Source organism: Streptomyces sp. Q2 (assembly GCF_056820935.1).
The window spans coordinates 38,218-57,654 of record NZ_JBXEJE010000043.1 but is presented as its reverse complement, the minus strand read 5'-3'; the positions used below and the strand labels follow the sequence as shown (position 1 = coordinate 57,654).

General features: G+C 70.1%; 21 protein-coding genes. 10 read left to right on the top strand and 11 right to left on the bottom strand.

All coding sequences use genetic code 11. The features are described 5' to 3' along the window. The first annotated feature begins 193 nt into the window (after positions 1-193). Genes ACWBNA_RS37555 through ACWBNA_RS37545 form a run of 3 tightly spaced genes read left to right on the top strand, consistent with a single transcriptional unit; the run spans position 194 to position 2,114 of the window. Positions 194-1,072, top strand: coding sequence for an AraC family transcriptional regulator (locus ACWBNA_RS37555; protein ID WP_482709025.1), 879 nt, complete (start codon positions 194-196; stop codon positions 1,070-1,072). Positions 1,073-1,083: 11 nt separating this feature from the next. After that, a complete protein-coding gene (locus ACWBNA_RS37550) occupies positions 1,084-1,809 on the top strand; it encodes an AzlC family ABC transporter permease (protein WP_482709039.1) in 726 nt (241 codons plus the stop codon). Next, on the top strand, positions 1,806-2,114 hold the full coding sequence (locus tag ACWBNA_RS37545; protein ID WP_482709024.1) for an AzlD domain-containing protein: 309 nt from the start codon (positions 1,806-1,808) through the stop codon (positions 2,112-2,114). The genes ACWBNA_RS37550 and ACWBNA_RS37545 overlap by 4 nt, the downstream gene beginning before the upstream one ends. 123 nt (positions 2,115-2,237) lie before the next feature. On the opposite strand, the gene ACWBNA_RS37540 is transcribed toward ACWBNA_RS37545, so the two are convergent. Continuing rightward, positions 2,238-3,182 carry a hypothetical protein gene (locus ACWBNA_RS37540; RefSeq protein ID WP_482709023.1) on the bottom strand — a complete coding sequence of 315 codons (945 nt, stop codon included), beginning with the start codon at positions 3,180-3,182 and terminating at the stop codon, positions 2,238-2,240. Positions 3,183-3,262: 80 nt separating this feature from the next. Between ACWBNA_RS37540 and ACWBNA_RS37535 the strand changes: the two genes are divergently transcribed. From ACWBNA_RS37535 to recX, 4 genes are all read left to right on the top strand, one after another. Further along, the gene (locus ACWBNA_RS37535) at positions 3,263-3,457 is read left to right on the top strand and encodes a DUF3046 domain-containing protein (protein ID WP_482709022.1); all 195 of its coding nucleotides are present in this window, start codon (positions 3,263-3,265) and stop codon (positions 3,455-3,457) included. 60 nt (positions 3,458-3,517) lie between these two features. Further along, positions 3,518-4,771: an AI-2E family transporter gene (locus ACWBNA_RS37530; RefSeq protein WP_482709021.1), complete on the top strand. Its 1,254-nt coding sequence runs from the start codon at positions 3,518-3,520 to the stop codon at positions 4,769-4,771. Between the two features lie 435 nt (positions 4,772-5,206). Further along, on the top strand, positions 5,207-6,334 hold the full coding sequence (recA, locus tag ACWBNA_RS37525; RefSeq protein ID WP_482709020.1) for a recombinase RecA: 1,128 nt from the start codon (positions 5,207-5,209) through the stop codon (positions 6,332-6,334). Between the two features lie 3 nt (positions 6,335-6,337). Continuing rightward, on the top strand, positions 6,338-7,234 hold the full coding sequence (recX, locus tag ACWBNA_RS37520; protein WP_482709019.1) for a recombination regulator RecX: 897 nt from the start codon (positions 6,338-6,340) through the stop codon (positions 7,232-7,234). A gap of 115 nt (positions 7,235-7,349) precedes the next feature. On the opposite strand, the gene ACWBNA_RS37515 is transcribed toward recX, so the two are convergent. The 7 genes from ACWBNA_RS37515 to ACWBNA_RS37485 all read right to left on the bottom strand — a co-directional run bounded on the left by ACWBNA_RS37515 (position 7,350) and on the right by ACWBNA_RS37485 (position 13,367). Further along, complete coding sequence (locus ACWBNA_RS37515; protein ID WP_482709018.1) at positions 7,350-7,925, bottom strand: cupin domain-containing protein; 576 nt, start codon at positions 7,923-7,925, stop codon at positions 7,350-7,352. A gap of 81 nt (positions 7,926-8,006) precedes the next feature. Then, complete coding sequence (locus ACWBNA_RS37510; RefSeq protein WP_323186205.1) at positions 8,007-8,078, bottom strand: putative leader peptide; 72 nt, start codon at positions 8,076-8,078, stop codon at positions 8,007-8,009. A 97-nt stretch (positions 8,079-8,175) separates the two neighbouring features. After that, entirely contained in the window at positions 8,176-9,804 is a 1,629-nt protein-coding gene (locus ACWBNA_RS37505; protein WP_482709017.1) for an FAD-dependent monooxygenase, read from the bottom strand. A 176-nt stretch (positions 9,805-9,980) separates the two neighbouring features. After that, on the bottom strand, positions 9,981-10,889 hold the full coding sequence (locus tag ACWBNA_RS37500; RefSeq protein WP_482709016.1) for an amino acid ABC transporter permease: 909 nt from the start codon (positions 10,887-10,889) through the stop codon (positions 9,981-9,983). After that, positions 10,886-11,560 (bottom strand): amino acid ABC transporter permease, encoded by a 675-nt coding sequence (locus ACWBNA_RS37495; RefSeq protein WP_482709015.1) that lies wholly within the window; start codon positions 11,558-11,560, stop codon positions 10,886-10,888. Before ACWBNA_RS37495 ends, ACWBNA_RS37500 begins: the two co-directional genes overlap by 4 nt. A gap of 93 nt (positions 11,561-11,653) precedes the next feature. Then, positions 11,654-12,499 (bottom strand): glutamate ABC transporter substrate-binding protein, encoded by an 846-nt coding sequence (locus ACWBNA_RS37490; RefSeq protein ID WP_482709014.1) that lies wholly within the window; start codon positions 12,497-12,499, stop codon positions 11,654-11,656. Positions 12,500-12,590: 91 nt separating this feature from the next. Further along, the gene (locus ACWBNA_RS37485) at positions 12,591-13,367 is read right to left on the bottom strand and encodes an amino acid ABC transporter ATP-binding protein (protein WP_482709013.1); all 777 of its coding nucleotides are present in this window, start codon (positions 13,365-13,367) and stop codon (positions 12,591-12,593) included. A gap of 288 nt (positions 13,368-13,655) precedes the next feature. Here ACWBNA_RS37485 and ACWBNA_RS37480 point away from each other — a divergent pair, with 288 nt between their 5' ends. Further along, on the top strand, positions 13,656-14,342 hold the full coding sequence (locus tag ACWBNA_RS37480) for a response regulator transcription factor (protein ID WP_482709012.1): 687 nt from the start codon (positions 13,656-13,658) through the stop codon (positions 14,340-14,342). A gap of 9 nt (positions 14,343-14,351) precedes the next feature. Further along, positions 14,352-15,743: a sensor histidine kinase gene (locus ACWBNA_RS37475; RefSeq protein ID WP_482709011.1), complete on the top strand. Its 1,392-nt coding sequence runs from the start codon at positions 14,352-14,354 to the stop codon at positions 15,741-15,743. Between the two features lie 216 nt (positions 15,744-15,959). Here the strand turns inward: ACWBNA_RS37475 and ACWBNA_RS37470 are convergent, their stop codons facing one another. After that, positions 15,960-16,949 carry a TAXI family TRAP transporter solute-binding subunit gene (locus tag ACWBNA_RS37470; protein ID WP_482709010.1) on the bottom strand — a complete coding sequence of 330 codons (990 nt, stop codon included), beginning with the start codon at positions 16,947-16,949 and terminating at the stop codon, positions 15,960-15,962. A gap of 174 nt (positions 16,950-17,123) precedes the next feature. Between ACWBNA_RS37470 and ACWBNA_RS37465 the strand changes: the two genes are divergently transcribed. Beyond that, on the top strand, positions 17,124-17,567 hold the full coding sequence (locus ACWBNA_RS37465; RefSeq protein ID WP_482709009.1) for a pyrophosphohydrolase domain-containing protein: 444 nt from the start codon (positions 17,124-17,126) through the stop codon (positions 17,565-17,567). Between the two features lie 57 nt (positions 17,568-17,624). Here the strand turns inward: ACWBNA_RS37465 and ACWBNA_RS37460 are convergent, their stop codons facing one another. Then, on the bottom strand, positions 17,625-18,863 hold the full coding sequence (locus ACWBNA_RS37460; RefSeq protein ID WP_482709008.1) for a cation:proton antiporter: 1,239 nt from the start codon (positions 18,861-18,863) through the stop codon (positions 17,625-17,627). Positions 18,864-18,867: 4 nt separating this feature from the next. Next, entirely contained in the window at positions 18,868-19,353 is a 486-nt protein-coding gene (locus tag ACWBNA_RS37455; protein ID WP_482709007.1) for a cation:proton antiporter regulatory subunit, read from the bottom strand. Between the last annotated feature and the right edge of the window lie 84 nt (positions 19,354-19,437).

The following is a 19,437-nucleotide window of genomic DNA, read 5'->3' as shown; positions in this document are numbered from 1 at the left end:
GGCCGTGTCGGGGGGTGTCCATCCTCGGAACGGCGCGGAATCGGTTGCCTGGAGAGGTGCCGGCGTTGACGCGCCAACCGCTGCGGGCGGACACACCCCCCCGACACGTCCCCTTGTCGCCGTACGCGGGTGCGGGAGCGCTCTCGCAGGTGGGCGGGGCGGGGTGGTTGCCTGCGTGGTGGAAAATGAGGGCATGGCGGGTTCGGGTGAGAGGGCGCGGCACTGGCGGTACGCCGAGCTGCCGGGGGTCGACCTGCTGCGGGCTCGGTATATCCGGAAGACGTTCGTGCGGCATACGCACGAGCACTTCGTCATCGCCGCCATCGCTGACGGGGTCGAGGTCTTTCATCATCGCGGGGCCGACCAGTACGCGGGGGCGGGGGCGCTGGCTCTGGTCAATCCGGACACGGCCCATACGGGGCGAGCCGGGGTTCCCGGCGGGTGGCGGTACGGGGCCGTGTATCCGTCGCCGGAGGTGGTGGCGGAGATCGCTGCCGAGACCACCGTGATCCGAGGGACGCCGGGGTTCGTCCGGCCGGTGCTGGACGACCCGTATGCCGTCGGGCTGGTGCACCAGGTGTTGCGAGCCGCGGAGGAGGGGAACGCGCTGGCCGCCGACACCTTGCTGCGGGTTGCCGTGACTCGGCTGCTCCGGCTGAACGGCGGGGAGCTGCCCCAGCGGGACGTACGGACAGCCGGTGCCCGGGTCGCGGAACGCGCGCGTGCCGTCCTGGAGGAGCGGATGGTCGAGCCGCCGACGCTGGAAAGGCTGGCCGGTGAGCTGGGGACGGGCCCGTTCGCGTTGTTGCGGGCGTTTCGGGATGCGCACGGGATGCCGCCACACGCCTGGCTGACCGATGCGCGGGTGCGCCGGGCGCGGCGGCTGCTGGATGCCGGTACGACTCCGGCCGAGGCGGCCGTCGCGGTGGGGTTCACGGACCAGCCGCATCTGAATCGGCACTTCACGCGGATCGTGGGCGTGCCTCCGGGGGCGTACCGGCGCGAGCGCAAGAACGTACAAGACGAGCGGGGCCGGCTGCTTCTACCGTCTGACGGGTGGCAGAGCAGATAGGTCTCAAGGACATGAGCGGTGGCGGAGCGAAGCCCGACTCCGCCGTTGTGAGGGACGCCCTGGGGGTTGGGGTCGCCGTCGGGCTGTCCGGGTTCGCCTTCGGGGTGACCTCGGCAGGGAGCGGGCTCACGGTGTTGCAGAGCTGTGCGCTCAGCCTGTTGGTCTTCACGGGTGCCTCGCAGTTCGCGCTGGTCGGGGCGCTCGCGGCGGGCGGCAATCCGCTGACGGCGGCTGCGGGAGCGTTCTTCCTGGGGGTGCGCAACGCGTTCTACGGCTTGCGGCTGTCGCAGTTGCTGGCCCTCCCGCGCGCGGTGCGTCCGTTCGCCGCGCAGTGGGTCATCGACGAGACGGCGGCCGTGGCGCTGGCGCAGCCCACGCGGCGCGGTGCGCGGATCGGGTTCGGCGTGACGGGGCTCAGCCTGTATGTGCTGTGGAACCTCACCACACTGTTGGGCGCACTGGGGGCCGGGGCCATCGAGGACACCGACGCCTGGGGGCTGGACGCGGCGGGTCCCGCGGTCTTCCTGGCGTTGCTGGCGCCCATGATGAAGACAGCGGTCGAGCGGGCCGTCGCCGGCCTCGCGGTCCTGCTGGGGCTCGGGCTGCTGCCTGTGCTGCCCGCCGGGGTGCCCGTTCTGGTGGCCGCGCTCGCGGCGCCGGTCGTGTTGTGGGCGGAGGGCCGTCGTAGGGGCCCTGACGGCGTACAGCGTGACGGCGTGGAGGGGGGAGACCGTTGAACACCTGGATCGCGATCGGCGCGACAGCCCTCGGGTGCTACGCCGTCAAGCTCACCGGGCTTCTCGTGCCCGCCGGTGCCCTTGCGAGGCCTCTCGTGAGGCGTCTCGCCGCCCTGCTGCCCGTGGCTCTCCTGGCTGCGCTCACGGCCCAGCAGGCCTTTGCCGACGGGCAGGCTCTGGTGCTGGACGCGCGGGCCGCGGGGCTCGCCGCGGCTGCAGTGGCGCTGGTTCTGCGCGCCCCCTTCCTGCTTGTCGTCGCGGCCGCTGTGCTGGTGACCGCAGGAGTGCGGGCGATGGGTGCGTGATCTGCCGTAGACGTCGCGTGTCCCGGCGGGAGACGGCTCTGATCGGAGTCGGAGGGCTCTTCACGCGCGCGTGCGCCCTGCCCGGGCTGGTCCCGCTGTGGGGATGCGAGGGCAGTCGCTGTCTCAGCCCAGGGGGCGGCCGTACGCCCGTAGGGTGCGCAGCGCGTCGAGCGTCACCATGGGGCGGGCTTCCAGGGCTGTGCCCGGAGCCCACCGGCGCCAGCGGATCGGCCAGCCGCCGTCCTCCCGCTGTTCGGCCTCGAGGAAGTCCAGGGAGCGGGCCATCTCGTCGTCCGTGAACCACGCGCGCGCCAAAGAGGTCGGCGTCTTCGCGTAGTCGTGCGGGAAGTGGTGCTCCCCAGGGGCGTAGCCCGGGGCGACCGGGTACGCGTCGAGTCGATCGGGGTCCAGTGCCGCGAGGCGGTGTTCGCGCACCAGACGGCCGAGGCGGTCGGCGACCGCCTCCGCGCGCGGGCGGTCGGGGGCGGAATCCAGGAAGGCAACGGCGCCCTGGATCTCGTACGGGTGGGACTGCTCCAGGGACTCGACCGCCTGCCAGCAGAAGTCCGTGGCCCGGAAGAGCCAGGCGTGCCACACCTCGTTGCGGTGCAGGAGGCCCACGACTGGTCCGGTGGCGAGAAGTTCGCTCGGCGGATCGTCCAGGATCGGGAGGAAAGGGGCCGCCGGGTAGCCGCGCTGGCTGGGATGGATCGCCGGCAGTGCGCCGTCCGGCGTGGTCACTGAGGTCAGGTAACGGCACACGCGCTCCACGCGCTGCCCGCCGCAGCGCCCGATGGCGTCCAGGACCCGCAGGGCGTGCCCGGTGTGCAGCGGCTGGCTGACCGGGCCCCGCAGATCGGGTTCCAGCGCGTGGCCGTATCCGCCGTCCTCGTTGCGGTAGGCGTCCAGCGCCGTCTCCACCGGGTCGGCGCTTCCTTTCGAGAAGTGGTACGCGAAGAGGCGCTGCTCCAGCACACGTGCGGTGAGCCAGACGAAGTGCTCGGCGCGCGTGAGTGCGGAGTGCGCCGAGGGCGTCGGGGGGAGTGGGGAAGCTCCTGTTTCGGCCATGCGTCAGACCGTAGGGCGGAAAGCGGTCTCGGCAAGCGGTCCCGGCTCAGGCCCACTCTCAGGGGCGGGATACTGAAGTCATGCGGTTGACGGTTTTCTGGGAGCGGATGACGGACCACTTCGGGCCGGGCTACGCCGACACCTTCGCGCGTGATCACGTGATGACGGAGCTCGGCGGGCGCACGGTGCACGAGGCGCTGGACGCCGGCTGGGACGCCAAGGACGTGTGGCGTGTGGTCTGCACGGTCATGAACGTTCCGTGGGAGAAGCACTGATCGGTCACGAAGATCGCACGACGGCAAACGATTGTCAGTCGAGTGGGCGAGACTTGCACCGTGGCACCAACTGACGAGTCCGACCAGGTCACCGAGCAGGCATCCCCGTTCGGCACGACGCCGCCCAACCGGCCCCCGGCCCCCGGCGCCACCGGGCCGAACGCCCGCATGCCACGCTGGCTTCCCCGCGCCATGGTGCTCGCGCTCACCCTCATCGCCGTGTTCCAGCTGGGCAGTTGGGCCTTCCACCAGCTCACCAACCTGCTGATCAACATCCTCATCGCGTTCTTCCTGGCTCTGGCCATCGAGCCGGCGGTGAGCTGGATGGCCTCGCGCGGGCTGCGCCGCGGACTGGCCACTGCCGTCGTTTTCCTCGGCGTGATGATCACGGCGGCCGGTTTCGTCACGCTGCTCGGCTCCATGCTGGCGGGCCAGATCATCAAGATCGTCGAGGACTTCCCCCAGTACCTCGACTCCGTCATCAACTGGATCAACACGCACTTCAACACCGAGCTGAAGCGCGTGGACGTCCAGGAGGGCCTGCTCCGGTCCGACTGGCTGCGCAACTACGTGCAGAACAGCGCCACCGGCGTGCTGGACGTGTCCGCCCAGGTCCTCGGCGGACTGTTCCAGCTGCTGACGATCACGCTGTTCTCGTTCTACTTCGCCGCCGACGGCCCGCGGCTGCGCCGCGCGCTCTGCTCCGTCCTGCCGCCCGCCAAGCAGGCCGAGGTTCTGCGCGCGTGGGAGATCGCCGTGAACAAGACCGGCGGTTACATCTACTCACGCGGCCTGATGGCCCTCATTTCCGGCGTCGCGCACTACATCCTGCTCGAGGCGCTGAGCGTGCCGTACGCGCCCGTCCTCGCCGTGTGGGTGGGGCTGGTCTCGCAGTTCATCCCCACGATCGGTACGTATCTCGCGGGCGCCCTGCCCATGCTGATCGCCTTCACCGTCGACCCCTGGTACGCGCTGTGGGTGCTGATCTTCGTCGTGGTCTACCAGCAGTTCGAGAACTACGTGCTGCAGCCGAAGCTGACTTCGAAGACCGTCGACATCCACCCCGCGGTCGCCTTCGGGTCCGTCATCGCCGGCACCGCCCTCCTTGGCGCAGTCGGCGCGCTGATCGCCATCCCGGCGATCGCCACACTGCAGGCCTTCCTCGGGGCATACGTGAAGCGGTACGCCGTCACGGACGACCCCCGGGTCCACGGGCACCGCAGACGCGGGGCGGGGGTCAGCCCGTTCACGCGCCTGCGTGCGCTGTGGACACGGCGACCGGGGCCGGAGGACTCCCGCGACGGCTCCTCCTGATCGCGGGGCCAAGGGCGGCGTACAGGTCGAGGCCGGGCCAGGAGCTCAGATCCTCACCGCTCACGGACCGCTTCTTCGCCCAGTGACAGGGGAGCGGCGCCCGTGCGGACCGGCGCCAGTGCGGTCCCGCGCCAGTGTGGTCCGCTCGACTGGGTCACGAAGACACCCGAAACCACCGCCCACCGGCGGTCGGTAGCCCGGCGGCAATCACCCAGACGTAGCCTCGGAGGTGCCGCGTGGTGCGCTTGACACAAAAATCGAACATCCATTCTTATGGGGGCTCCGGCGAGACTCTCGACGGGGCTTTCGGCCCGGTTTTGGTGGAGAAGTGCCCGAGTTATCCACAGGCCGGACGGGCGTCGAGGCGCATTGTCAGTGGCAGGCGTTAGCGTCTTTGACGTGAAGCGATCGACTCAAGCAAACCGGGTGGAACCCATGGCAGGAACCGACCGCGAGAAGGCGCTCGACGCCGCACTCGCACAGATTGAACGGCAATTCGGCAAGGGCGCAGTCATGCGCCTGGGCGAGCGGCCGAACGAGCCCATCGAGGTCATCCCCACAGGGTCGACCGCACTCGACGTCGCCCTCGGCGTCGGTGGCCTGCCGCGCGGCCGTGTCGTGGAGGTGTACGGGCCGGAGTCCTCCGGTAAGACGACCCTGACCCTGCACGCCGTGGCCAACGCTCAGAAGGCCGGCGGCCAGGTCGCGTTCGTGGACGCGGAGCACGCCCTCGACCCCGAGTACGCGAAGAAGCTCGGCGTGGACATCGACAACCTGATCCTGTCCCAGCCCGACAACGGCGAGCAGGCCCTGGAGATCGTGGACATGCTGGTCCGCTCCGGCGCCCTCGACCTGATCGTGATCGACTCCGTCGCCGCACTCGTCCCGCGCGCGGAGATCGAGGGCGAGATGGGTGACAGTCACGTCGGTCTCCAGGCCCGTCTGATGAGCCAGGCCCTGCGGAAGATCACCAGCGCGCTCAACCAGTCCAAGACCACCGCGATCTTCATCAACCAGCTCCGCGAGAAGATCGGCGTGATGTTCGGCTCGCCGGAGACCACGACCGGTGGCCGGGCGCTGAAGTTCTACGCCTCGGTGCGGCTCGACATCCGACGTATCGAGACGCTGAAGGACGGCACCGACGCGGTCGGCAACCGCACCCGCGTCAAGGTCGTCAAGAACAAGTGCGCTCCGCCCTTCAAGCAGGCCGAGTTCGACATCCTCTACGGGCAGGGCATCAGCCGCGAGGGCGGCCTGATCGACATGGGCGTGGAGAACGGCTTCGTCCGCAAGGCGGGCGCCTGGTACACGTACGAGGGCGACCAGCTCGGCCAGGGCAAGGAGAACGCGCGCAACTTCCTGAAGGACAACCCCGACCTGGCCAACGAGATCGAGAAGAAGATCAAGGACAAGCTGGGCGTCGGGGTCCGGCCCGTGGATCCGGCCGCCGAGCCGGGCGCGGACGCGGTGGTCTCCACCGCCACGGACGACGCCGGGAAGGCGGTGCCCGCTCCGGTGGTGGCCAAGGCAGCCAAGACCAAGGCCGCGGCGGCCAAGAGCTGATCCGTGACACGGCGAACCGACTGGACCGAGTACGCCGCCCACGCGGACGCTCCGCGTGAGCGGGGTGGCGGAGGCGACGGGGGCTTCGCCGGTATGAGCGGCGACGACGCGGTCCATGACACGCAGGGGGACTACGCCCGCACGGCGTCGTACGGCACGAGGGGGTCGTACGACGACGAGCCGGGCGGGGGACAGTGGCCTGACGGGGTTCTCGGGGACGGGGCGGATGGCGGCTCTTCGGCGTTCGGCGCGGATTCGCCCGCGGGCGGTTCGCGCCGGAGCGGCGGGTCACGGGGTCCGAGTGGCTCACGTGGGCGTCGCCGGCGCGGCCGCGCGGAGTCGCCCGGAGAGGGCGGGGGCGCCTCCTTCTCGTCGAAGGACGCGAAGGAAGAGCCCCCGAGGGATCCGGTCGAGCAGGCACGGGCGATCTGTCTGCGTCTGCTCACCGGGACCCCGCGCACGCGGAAACAGCTCGCGGACGCCCTGCGCAAGCGGGAGATTCCGGATGACGCCGCCGAGGAGGTGCTGTCGAGGTTCGAGGAGGTCGGGCTGATCAACGACAGCGCGTTCGCGGAGGCCTGGGTGGAGTCCCGGCACCACGGACGAGGGCTCGCCCGGCGGGCGCTCGCCCAGGAACTGCGGACCAAGGGCGTCGATTCCACGCTGATCGACGAAGCCGTCGCACAACTCGACTCCGAGCAGGAGGAGGCGACCGCGCGCGAGCTCGTCGCCCGCAAACTGCGCTCCACCCGCGGCCTCGACCGCGACAAACGGCTGCGACGCCTCGCCGGCATGCTCGCCCGCAAGGGTTACTCCCAGGGCCTGGCCCTGAGGGTGGTCCGGGAGGCGCTGGAGGAGGAGGGCGAGGACACCGAGTTCCTCGGAGACGAGGGGTTCTGAACGGTTCTCCGGGGTGGGGTGGCTCACGCCCCGCCCGCGTGGACGCGCAGGGGCGCCACCGCGTTCGGGTGAGTGGGTCAGACCGGGCGGCCCGCCTCCGATGTGACGGCCGACCTCACTGCCAGTCCTCCGGACGCTCCACGTGCTCCAGGCGCAGGATCGGTCCGCTGCGGCTGTAGCGGCGGATCTGCGGCAGGGGCGGGTAGTAGGCGTGGACGGAGATCGCGTGGTGTTCGGTGGACTCGTTGAGGACCTCGTGGACGTGGTGCCGGCCGAAGGCGCGGCCCTGCCCGGCGGTCAGTCGGCGCTCTCGGTCCACACCTTCGCTGAGTTCCAGCGTCTTCCAGCCGTCGGAGGGCAGCCGGGCGGCGAGCGAGTGCTCCTTGAGCTCACCGGACGCGGTCAGGAAGGCGCCGACCGACTCGGCGTGGTCGTGCCAGCCGGTGCCGCTGCCGGGCGGCCAGCCGATCAGCCAGGCCTCACTGCCGCCCGGCCCTTCCAGCCGCACCCAGGTGCGGCCCTCCGGATGGAGGGGGAGTGAGTCGATCAGCTCGGCGTCGGCAGCCGTACGCCGTACGAATTCGAGGAGATCCGCCTGAGTGGGCGTGGGCACGGAGACGGCGGAACCAGAGGCGACGGCGGATCGAGAGTCGACAGCGGAACCGGAGGAGACAGCAGGGGAGACAGACACGGGCACCGTCCTGAAGAGCGTTCGCGTGGGGCGCGCGTCAACGCAGAAGCGGCGCGCGCCAAGGTGAAGAGGAATGCGAATTCAGCAGGACGGGCGACACATGCAGCCCGCGTAGCGGACCAGGTCCACATGGACCTTCCGCCACAGGTGCACGCAGGTGTCAGTCACGATCCGGAGTACACCACGACGGTGCAGACCGGTCAACTCGCTGTCACGATGTGGACGCACAGTGACAGTGAGCACCAGTAGATCACCGTGAGGCGGCGCCCGCCTTGGCTTCGGCTGCCGGCCGTGCAGGCCCGCCCAGTGCCGCCTCGGCCGCCGCGTACAGGTCGGCCGGCCGGACCCCGGCCAGCGCCGTGACGAGGTGACCGTCGGGCCGTACGAGAAGGACGGTGTGCGGGGCCGCGCCCGGGTACTCCTCGGCGACGAGCAGCTCGGCGGTGTGCGGCAGCGCGCTCACCGCCGCCGCCAGCCGGGGCATGATCCCGGCGGTCACCCAGTGCTTGCGCTCCCACACGCCGGTGCCCGGCGCGATCAGTACGACGAGCAGCGCGCCGCGGCCGAGGCGGTCCCGCAGTCGTACGAAGGAGCCGTCCTCCGCCGTCACCCGCACGTCGGTGACCGGAGCACCGGGCTCCGTGGCGACGAGGGCCTCTCCTTCGAGGCGCCGGGGCGCGAGCGGTGAATCGGCGTACGCCCCCGGCGCACCGAGTGCGCCGCGCCCCAAGTGGCCGTCCGTGAGCAGCGCGTCGTGGCCGCGGGCCGAGCCGGGGACGTAGGCGCGCAGGTTGCCGGCGCCGCGCAGCAGCGGCAGGGCCTGGTCGGCGGCGCGCAGCCGGGCGGCGACGACCGCGCGCCGCTCCGCCTGGTAGCTGTCGAGCAGCGCCTCGTGCGGCCCGTGGTGCCAGGCCAGCGCCAGCTTCCAGGCGAGGTTGTCGGCGTCCTCAAGCCCTTCGTCGAGGCCCTGCGTGCCGAGCGCGCCGAGGAGGTGCGCGGCGTCCCCGGCGAGGAAGACCCGACCGGCACGCCAGCGACGGGCCAGGCGGTGATGGACGGTGTGGACGCCGGTGTCCAGGAGCTCGTACGGCGGTGTCGGGCCGCCGGTCCAGCCCGCCAGGGTCTCCCGGACACGGGCCACCAGCAGTTCGGGCGTGACCAGGTCCTTGCCCGGCGGCAGCAGCCAGTCGAGACGCCATACTCCGTCCGGCAGGGGGCGCCCGGTGACCTCGGCGGCCGAGGGGCCGGTCGTGCGCCACGGCGGCATCCGGTGGAGCAGGGCCTGGTCGGGCCAGGGAAGTTCCGTGCGCAGTGCCGCCACGGCGTGTCGTTCGACCGCCGTACGGCCCGGGAAGCGGATGTCCTGGAGTTTGCGCACCGTGGAGCGGGTGCCGTCGCAGCCGACCAGGTAACTGCCGCGCCACCAGGTGCCCTTGGGGCCACGGGTGTGTGCCGTGACGCCCGAGGGTTCCTGCTCGATGGCGTCGAGGCGGCTGTCCACGGCGATCTTGACGAGACGCTCGCCGGCGAGGGCGGCGCGCAGGGCGCCGGTCAGCACGTGCTGGGCGATGTGCAAGGGAGCGGGACCGGCATCGTCCTCGGCCTGGATGTCGCCCCCGAACGTGACCTCGCGCATCACCTGCTTGCGCCGCATCGACCGCCATCCGGCCCAGTGGGCGCCTGCCTCGGCGAGCGGCACGCCGGTCAGCCGCTCCATGAGGGCGGCGGTGTCCTCGCGCAGTACGACGGTGCGCGCGAGGCGCGGTTCGTCCTTGCCCGGCCCTTCGTCGAGGACGACGGACGGTACTTCCTGACGGGCCAGAGCCAGGGCCAGCGTGAGCCCGACGGGCCCCGCGCCGACGATGATCACCGGGTCCACGACGCGGCGCCCCCTGCCCGCAGCGGTGTCCCGAGAGACGTGGGTGAACAGGAAGTTTGAGCAGGGTGCACGATCACAGAACGTATGCAACCCATTGCCGGTGCTTGCGTCAAGTGACGGAGGCAGTGGCGATCATGCCACTGCCTCCGTGCAGACTCATGTCACTTGACTGATCATCAGATGCTGCCGCCGGCACCGGTTCCGAAGGAGCCACCCACCTCGGCGGCGTTGAGCTCCTCCACGTCGTCCCTGCCCAGGACGGCGCCCGTGCTCTTCTTGCTGCGCCGCAGTCTGCGCTCCAGCCAGCCCGCGAAGGTGGTGAGGATGAAGTTGAGCACGATGTAGATCAGCGCCACCACGATGAAGCTGGGGACGACGGTGGCGTAGTAGGCCGCGAGCGCGGTGCGCGTGTTGAGCAGCTCGGTGAAGCCGATCATCACGCCGCCCAGAGCGGTGTCCTTCACGATGACCACGAGCTGGCTGACGATGGCCGGCAGCATCGCGGTGACGGCCTGCGGCAGCAGGATGCTGGACATCGTCTGCCCCTTGCGCAGCCCGACCGCCATGGCGGCCTCCGACTGGCCCTTGGGCAGGGAGAGGATGCCGGCCCGCACGATCTCGGCGAGGACGGCCGCGTTGTAGAGGACGAGGCCGGTGACGACCGCGTACAGAGGCCGGTCCTCGGTGCTGACACCTGTGGAGCGGGCGTAGAACTCGTTGGCGAACAGCATCAGCAGCAGCACCGGGATGGCCCGGAAGAACTCGACCACCGCACCGGCCGGAACCCTCACCCAACGATGGTCGGAGAGGCGGGCGATGCCGAAAATCGCGCCCAGCGGAAGGGCGATCACCATGGACAGACCTGCCGCCTTCAGCGTGTCGGCCAGTCCCGGCAGCAGATACGTCGTCCAGGCATCCGACTCGGTGAACGGCTTCCACAGGGCCCACCGGAGTTGGTTCTTGTCGTCCATGGTCTGCCAGATCCACCACAGCAGCAGGGCCAGCAGGACGAAGAAGACGACCGAGAAGAGGACGTTGCGCCGTTTGGCGCTGGGCCCCGGAGTGTCGTAGAGGACGGAGGTCATCGCTTCACCGCCAGGCGCTTGCTCAGCCAGCCCAGGATAAGGCCGGTCGGGAGGGTCAGGACCAGGAACCCGAAGGCGAAGACGGCACCGATGAGCAACGTCTGGGCCTCGTTCTCGATCATTTCCTTCATCAGGTAGGCGGCTTCGGCCACGCCGATCGCGGCGGCCACGGTGGTGTTCTTGGTCAACGCGATCAGCACGTTGGCCAGCGGGCCGATGACCGAGCGGAAGGCCTGCGGCAGGACGATCAGCGACAGGGTCTGACTGAAGCTCAGGCCGATGGCACGTGCTGCCTCGGCCTGACCGAGTGGCACGGTGTTGATGCCGGAGCGGATCGCCTCGCAGACGAACGCCGCGGTGTAGGCGACGAAACCGAGCACGGCCAGCCGGAAGCCCTGGATCTTGAAATCGGAGGCACCCATGGTCACGCCGAAGATGTCGGCGAGACCGAGCGAGGTGAAGAGGATGATGACCGTCAGGGGGATGTTCCGGACGATGTTGACGTAGGCGGTGCCGAACCCGCGCATGAGCGGGACCGGGCTGACCCGCATCGCGGCCAGGAGAGTGCCCCAGACCAGGGAGCCGACGCCGGAGAGGGCGGTGAGCTTCACCGTCATCCAGAACGCGCCCCAAATGCTCGGGTCGTCATAGTCTGAAAGAAAGTCGAACACGATCTCCCGCGCTTCCGGGTGGGTGGCTTACGTGGACAGCACCGCGTGCCGCCGCCTTGATCGCAATCGGCGACGGCACGCCGGGGAACCGTGCTACTTGACGATGTTGCCGATCTTCGGCGCCGGCTCGTTCTTGTAGTTGGCCGGACCGAAGTTGTCCGCAACCGCCTTGTCCCACGCGCCGTCGCTGACCATCTTCTCGAGAGCGGCGTTGATCTTGTCCACGGTCGCGGTGTCGCCCTTCTTCACGCCGATGCCGTAGTTCTCGTTGCTGAGCTTGAGGCCGGCGAGCTTGAACTGGCCCTTGTACTGCTCCTGCGCGGCGAAGCCCGCGAGGATCGAGTCGTCCGTGGTCACCGCGTCCACGGAGCCGCTCTGCAGACCGGAGATGCACTCCGAGTAGCCGCTGTACTCCTTCAGGTTCGCCTTCGGGGCGATCGTGTCGTGGACGTTCTGCGCCGAGGTGGAGCCGGTCACCGAGCACAGGTTCTTGCCGTTGAGGTCGGTGGCCTTGGTGATGTCCGAGTCGGCCTTGACCAGCAGGTCCTGATGGGCCAGCAGGTACGGGCCGGCGAAGTCGACCTTCTTGGCGCGCTCGTCGTTGATCGAGTAGGTGGCCGCGATGAACTTGACGTCGCCGCGGGCGAGCGCGTTCTCGCGGTCGGCGCTCTTGGTCTCGACGAACTCGATCTGGTCGGGCTTGTAGCCGAGCTCCTTGGCGACGTACGTCGCCACGTCCACGTCGAAGCCGGAGAAGGAGCCGCCCGCCTCCTTCAGGCCCAGACCGGGCTGGTCGTACTTGATGCCGACCTTGATCTTGGAGCCTCCGCTGGAGCCCGAGCCGCTGTCACTGTCGCCGTCGTCGCTGCCGCAGGCGGTGGCGGTCAGGGCGAGGACGAGCGCGGTGGCCGCCGCGGCGGAGACCTTGCTGAGCTTCATGGTGAACATCCTTTTTGTGTGGTGAGGAGAATGCCGTCGTTGCGGGTGGCGCGGGCCGTCGGTGGCGCGGTCGCGGCCGGGTGCGGATTCGTCAGTGGTGCAGGATCTTCGACAGGAAGTCCTTGGCGCGGTCGCTGCGCGGGTTGCTGAAGAACTGGTCCGGCACAGCTTCTTCGACGATCCGACCGTCCGCCATGAACACCACCCGGTTGGCGGCCGAACGGGCGAAGCCCATCTCGTGGGTGACGACGATCATGGTCATGCCGTCGCGGGCGAGCTGCTGCATGACCTCCAGCACCTCGTTGATCATCTCCGGGTCGAGCGCGGAGGTGGGCTCGTCGAACAGCATGACCTTGGGGCCCATGGCCAGGGCGCGCGCGATGGCGACACGCTGCTGCTGGCCACCGGACAGCTGTGCGGGGTACTTGTCCGCCTGGTTGGCGACACCCACTCGGTCGAGCAGCGAGCGGGCCTTCTCCTCGGCCGCCTTCTTGTCGGTCCTGCGGACCTTGACCTGGCCCAGCATCACGTTCTCGAGCACGGTCTTGTGCGCGAACAGGTTGAAGGACTGGAAGACCATTCCCACGTCTGCGCGCAGCCGGGCGAGCGCCTTGCCCTCCTGGGGCAGCGGCTTGCCGTCGATGGCGATCGTGCCGGAGTCGATCGTCTCCAGGCGGTTGATGGCGCGGCACAGGGTGGACTTCCCGGACCCGGAGGGTCCGATGACCACGACGACCTCGCCGCGGGCGATCGTCAGGTCGATGTCCTGGAGCACGTGCAACGCGCCGAAGTGCTTGTTGACGCTCTTCAGGACGACCAGTTCTCCGGTCGCGGCCGCATCTTCCTTGGCCACCGATACTTCGGTCATCGCTTTAGGGCTCCGTCCTCCTCGGTTTCGGAGGACAGTAGTAACCACTCGCGACCAGCGTCATTACATCTGAGGGGAATCTGAGCATCACGATCCGATAGCAATCGGACACGTGTCGTAGCACTTGCGAGCTGGGCGCGTATCGGCCGGGTAACGGAAGCTGCGCGCAACCGGAACCCTCTTGACGTCGTCCTCATCCATCAGCGTGACTGCCATGTGCACGCGCGCGCGTGCCCACGTTTTTGTACACATCCTGATCGTACGTCCGATGAACCGAAGGGGGCCCGGATGAGACTGCTCCTCGTCGAGGACGACAACCATGTGGCGGCCGCCCTGGCCGCGGTCCTGGCGAGGCACGGTTTCGACGTCACCCACGCCCGCAGTGGCGAGGAGGCCCTGCAGGCCCTGGTCCCGGAAGTCGACGGCTTCGGAGTCGTCCTTCTCGACCTGGGCCTGCCCGACCAGGACGGCTACGAGGTCTGCGGCAAGATCCGCAAGCGCACCAGCACCCCGGTGATCATGGTGACCGCGCGTTCCGACGTCCGCTCCCGCATCCACGGCCTCAACCTCGGCGCCGACGACTACGTGGTGAAGCCGTACGACACCGGAGAGCTGCTGGCCCGCATCCATGCCGTCGCCCGGCGCACCGCCCACGACGAGACCTCGGGGGCGAGCGAGACCGGGCTGCGCCTCGGCCCGGTGCACATCGAACTGCCCACCCGCCAGGTCAGCGTGGACGGTTCGGTCGTCCAGCTGACCCGCAAGGAGTTCGACCTCCTCGCCCTGCTGGCCCAGCGCCCCGGTGTGGTCTTCCGCCGGGAGCAGATCATCAGCGAGGTGTGGCGCACCAGCTGGGAGGGGACCGGGCGCACCCTGGAGGTGCACGTGGCGTCCCTGCGCGCCAAGCTGCGGATGCCGGCACTCATCGAGACCGTACGCGGCGTGGGCTACCGGCTCGTCGCCCCGGGCGCGTAGCGGGGCCGGGTGCGCACACGTCTGCTCCCGCTGCTCATCGTCCTGATGGCGGCCGTACTGCTTGCTCTCGGTGTCCCGCTGGCCATCAGCGTGGCCGCGGCCCAGCAGCAGGACGTGATCGTCGACAGGATCGACGACACGGCACGCTTCGCGGCACTCGCCCAGTACGTGACCGACCCGCCCGGCGAGACGAACGAGCGCAAGGACACACTGGGGATCGAACTCGCCAGCTACCGCGACGTCTACGGCATCCGGGCGGGCGTCTTCTACCGCAATGCCACTCCCATGGCCAAGGCGCCCTCCACCTTCGTCCTCCCCAAGGAGGGTGAGGTCCGCGAGGCGTTCGGTGAGGCGCTGCTCAGCCGGCGCAGCCACGATCCGAAGCAGGTGTGGCCCTGGCAGCGGCACCGCCTGGTCGTGGCCTCGCCGGTCATCCGGGACGGCGATGTCGTCGCGGTCGTCGTCACGGACTCGCCCACCGGCCAGATGCGTTCGCGGATCCTGCACGGCTGGCTGGTCATCGGGGCGGGTGAGATCGCCGCGATGCTCCTGGCCGTGGGTGCCGCGCTACGGCTGACGGGCTGGGTCCTCAGGCCTGTGCGCGTCCTGGACGCCACCACCCACGCGATCACGAGCGGGGTCATGAAGTCGCGGGTCGCGGTCGCCGGCGGACCGCCGGAACTCAGGCGCCTGGCCCGGTCGTTCAACGAGATGGCGGACAACGTCGAGGATGTCCTCGAGCAGCAGCGTGCCTTCGTCGCCGACGCCTCGCACCAGCTGCGCAACCCCCTCGCGGCGCTTCTGCTGCGCATCGAACTGCTGGCCTTCGAACTCCCGGAGGGCAATGAGGAGATCGCCTCCGTCCAGGCCGAGGGCAAGCGTCTGGCACAGGTCCTGGACGACCTGCTCGACCTGGCCCTGGCCGAACACACCGAGGCGGACCTCAGGATCACCGACATCGGTGCTCTCACCACCGAGCGCGTCGCGGCCTGGACACCGACCGCCCAGGCCAAGGGCGTACGACTGGTGGGCACCTGCCCGCCCACCACCGCGTGGGTCGACCCGGTGACCCTCTCCAGCGCCCTGGACGCGGTGATCGACAACGCGGTGAAGTTCACGCCGAAGGACGAGACCGTCGAGGTCACGGTGGCCTCCGACGGCAACACCTCCACCGTCGTGGTCACCGACAACGGCCCCGGCCTGACCGACGAGGAACTCACCCGCGTCGGCGACCGCTTCTGGCGCAGCGGCCGCCACCAGAACATCAAGGGCTCCGGCCTCGGCCTGTCCATCTCCCGCGCCCTGCTCGCCGCGGGCGGTGGCTCGATCATGTACGACCACCACGAGCCGCACGGGCTGACGGTGACGGTACGAGTGCCCCGGTCGGGTCCCACTGCGTGAGGTTCGGTACGGCGGGCTACGGCGGATGGCTGAGGCGCACCGCTTCCTCGAGGGGTGCGTGCCCGGATCGCGCGGTGCGGCTTCCTGCGACAACCCACGAGACGTTCGTAGGGCGCGTGCGCGGCATCTCCTACGACGCGCGCGTGGCCTCGTCTATGGGGTCTACGGCGTCTGTGGCGTTCAACGCGTTCAACGCGTTCAACGCGTTCACGGCGTTCACGGTTTGACCGAGCGGTAGTAGCGCCGCGCACCGTCGTGCAGGGTCAACGGGTCCGTGTAGATCGCCGTGCGTACGTCGACCAGTTGGGCGGAGTGGACGCGCTCTCCGATGCCGTCCCTGCTCCTGAGCACGGTCCGGGTCAGCCACTCGGTGAGCCTCGGGTCCACGTCCTTGCGTGTCATCAGCAGGTTGGACACCGCGATCGTCGCCACCGTGGCCCCCTTCTGGATCGGGGGATAGGCCGACTCCGGCATGTTCGTGGCGCGGTAGTAGCGGGACGCACCGCCTTGTTGGTGCAGCTTGGCGACGAGGTCGGTGCCGATCGGCACGAACCGGAAGGCGTAGGTGGTGGACAGCTTCTTCAGACCCGCCGTCGGCAGCCCGCTCGACCAGAAGAACGCGTCGATTTCGCCCCGCTTGAGCCGGGCCGGACCGGTGTCGATCCCGTCGGACAGCGGTGTGATGTCCTTTTTCGCGTCGATGCCCGCCGCCTTGAGCACCCGGTTGGCGATCAGCCGCACGCCGGAGTGGGGCAGCCCTATGGCGACCCGCTTGCCCTTCAGGTCCGCGACCGACCGGACGTTCGAGTCGCTCGGTACGACGAGCTGTACGTAGTCGTCGTACAGGCGGGCGACACCGCGCAGCCCGTCGGCGCCGGCGCCGGTGTACGTCTCCACGGCGTCGGCCGCCGCGATGGTGAAGTCGGCCTGGCCGGTCGCCACGCGCGCGACGTTCTCCTGCGAGCCGTCACTGGTCAGCAGCCGCACCTTGAGATTCGGCATGTCCTTGTCCAGCTCCTTGCGCAGCCGCCACCCGTACTCCTGGTAGACGCCGGCCTTCGTCCCCGTGCTGAACGTGATCGTCCCGCTCGGAGGTGCCTCGCCCAGAGGCAGCAGCCACCACAGCAGCAGCCCGAGCGCGACGAATCCGGCGGTCGCGCCCTGCAGGGCCCTGCGCCTGCCGATACGGGGGAGCACTCTGGACATGCGGGCGATCCTGCCAGCCGGGGCGCGGTGCTGACCAGGGGCGGCGTCACCGGGGGCGGGGCGTGAGGATTCCGGCTCGGGTCTTGGCGGGGTGCCGGAGCGGGGCCTGGAGGGGCGCCGACGTTGCCGTATTCGCCGTCGGCGTTGTCCGTGGCGGTCGCTAGAGTCGCCGTTATGAGCTCCTCGCCCGTCGACCTGGTCCGTGCATTCCACCTCGCCGTCGGGCTCGCCGCCCGCAGTACGCCCACCGAGGTCTCGCCCGAACTGGCCGCCCATCGCGGTGAGCTGCTCGCCGAGGAAGCCGCGGAGGTCGCCGACGTCTCCGTCACCGGCCCGCTGGACCGGCTCGCGCACGAGCTCGCCGACGTCGTCTATGTCGCCTACGGCACGGCCCTGGTCCACGGCATCGACCTTGACGCGGTGATCGCCGAGATCCACCGCTCCAACATGACCAAGCGGGGCCCGGACGGCCGCGTCGCCCGCCGCGCCGACGGCAAGGTCCTCAAGGGCGACCACTACGAGGCACCGGACGTCTCGGGCGTGCTGCGCCGCCAGGGGTGGGTGCCGGGCGGAGTGGCGGGGCGTCCCGGTGCCGGGGGATCGGCTGCCGCCGACTGAGACCGCCTCGCCCCGCTGCCGTCCGTGCCCCACCAGGGCGGCGGCGCGGCCCGTCGCTCAGTCGCCGCTGCCCACCGACGCCCCCGCCTCCGTCTCGGCCGCTGCTTGCGACGAGGCTTCCCGGGTTTCCCGGCGGTCCTCGGCGCGGCGGGTCCACCAGGACGCCAGCGGCTCCGTGTAGCGGGCGGTGAGGGGGCCGAGGACGACCAGGATGAGGACGTACGCCGTTGCCAGGGGGCCGAGGGACGGTTCGATGCCGGCGCTCACGGCGAGCCCCGCGATGACGATCGAGAACTCGCCGCGGGCCACCAGCGCGCCGCCCGTGCGCCAGCGTCCCTTGACGGAGATCCCTGCGCGCCGGGCCGCCCAGTACCCGGTGGCGATCTTCGTCGCGGCCGTGAGGACCGCCAGCGCGAGGGCGGGCAGCAGTACGGGCGGGATGCTGGCCGGGTCGGTGTGCAGCCCGAAGAAGACGAAGAAGACGGCGGCGAACAGGTCCCGCAAGGGGCTGAGCAGCGTGTGCGCGCCCTCGGCGACCTCGCCGGACAGCGCGATGCCGACCAGGAACGCGCCCACCGCGGCGGACACCTGGAGCTGCTGGGCGACCCCCGCCACCAGGATCGTCAGTCCCAGCACGACCAGCAGCAGCTTCTCCGGATCGTCGCTGGAGACGAACCGGGAGATCAGCCGGCCGTAACGCACCGCCACGAACAGCACGAGACCCGCCGCACCCAGCGCGATCGCCAGGGTCACGCTCCCGGCCAGCAGCCCGGCGCCGGCCACCAGCGCGGTGACGATGGGCAGGTACACCGCCATCGCCAGGTCCTCCAGGACGAGGACGCTGAGGATCACCGGCGTCTCCCGGTTGCCCACCCGGCCCAGGTCGCCGAGCACCTTCGCGATCACGCCGGACGACGAGATCCAGGTGACGCCGGCCAGCACGACCGCGGCCACCGGCCCCCAGCCCAGCAGCAGCGCCGCCGCCGCACCCGGCAGGGCGTTGAGCGCACAGTCGACGAGACCGGACGGGTAGTGGGACTTGAGGTTGGTGATCAGGTCGCCGGCCGAGTACTCCAGGCCGAGCATCAACAGCAGCAGGATGACGCCGATCTCGGCGCCGGTGGCGACGAACTCCTCGCTCGCCCCGAGCGGCAGCAGCCCGCCCTCACCGAAGGCCAGTCCGGCGAGCAGGTACAGCGGGATGGGGGAGAGCCGGAAGTGGGCGGCGAACCGGCCGAGCAGGCCGAGGGCGAGGATGATGGAACCGAACTCGATCAGCAGGACCGCGGAGTGCACCGGATCACTCCCGCCCGAGTATCGCAGCGGCGGCGTCGACGCCCTCACGGGTGCCGATCACGATGAGGGTGTCCCCGCCGACGAGCCGGAAGTCCGGCGCCGGCGAGGGAATCGCCTCGGCCCGCCGCAGCACCGCCACGACGGACGCGCCCGTCTCGGTCCGCATCCGGGTCTCGCCCAGCACCCGCCCGTTCCACCGCGAACCGGCGGCGACCTCGACGCGCTCGGCGACCAGCCCCAGGTCCGTGGTGTAGAGCAGGCTCGCGCTGTGGTGGGACGGCTTCAGCGCGTCGATCAGGGCGCCCGCCTCGGAACCGGTCAGCCGCAGCGACTGGGCGCAGGAGTCCGGATCGTCGGCCTCGTACACGCTCACCGTGCGGGCGCCGTCGCGGTGTGCCACCACGGACAGATGACGGTCTTCCCGGGTGACGAGGTCGTACTGGACCCCGATTCCCGGTAGCGGCGTCGCCCTCAGGCGCGGAGCAGACACGTTTCTTCCCCTTGCTCGTCGTGATGCGGTGTTCGCGGTTGCCAAGTTCGCATGCTGTCATCGACCCGTACGGTGACGACATGG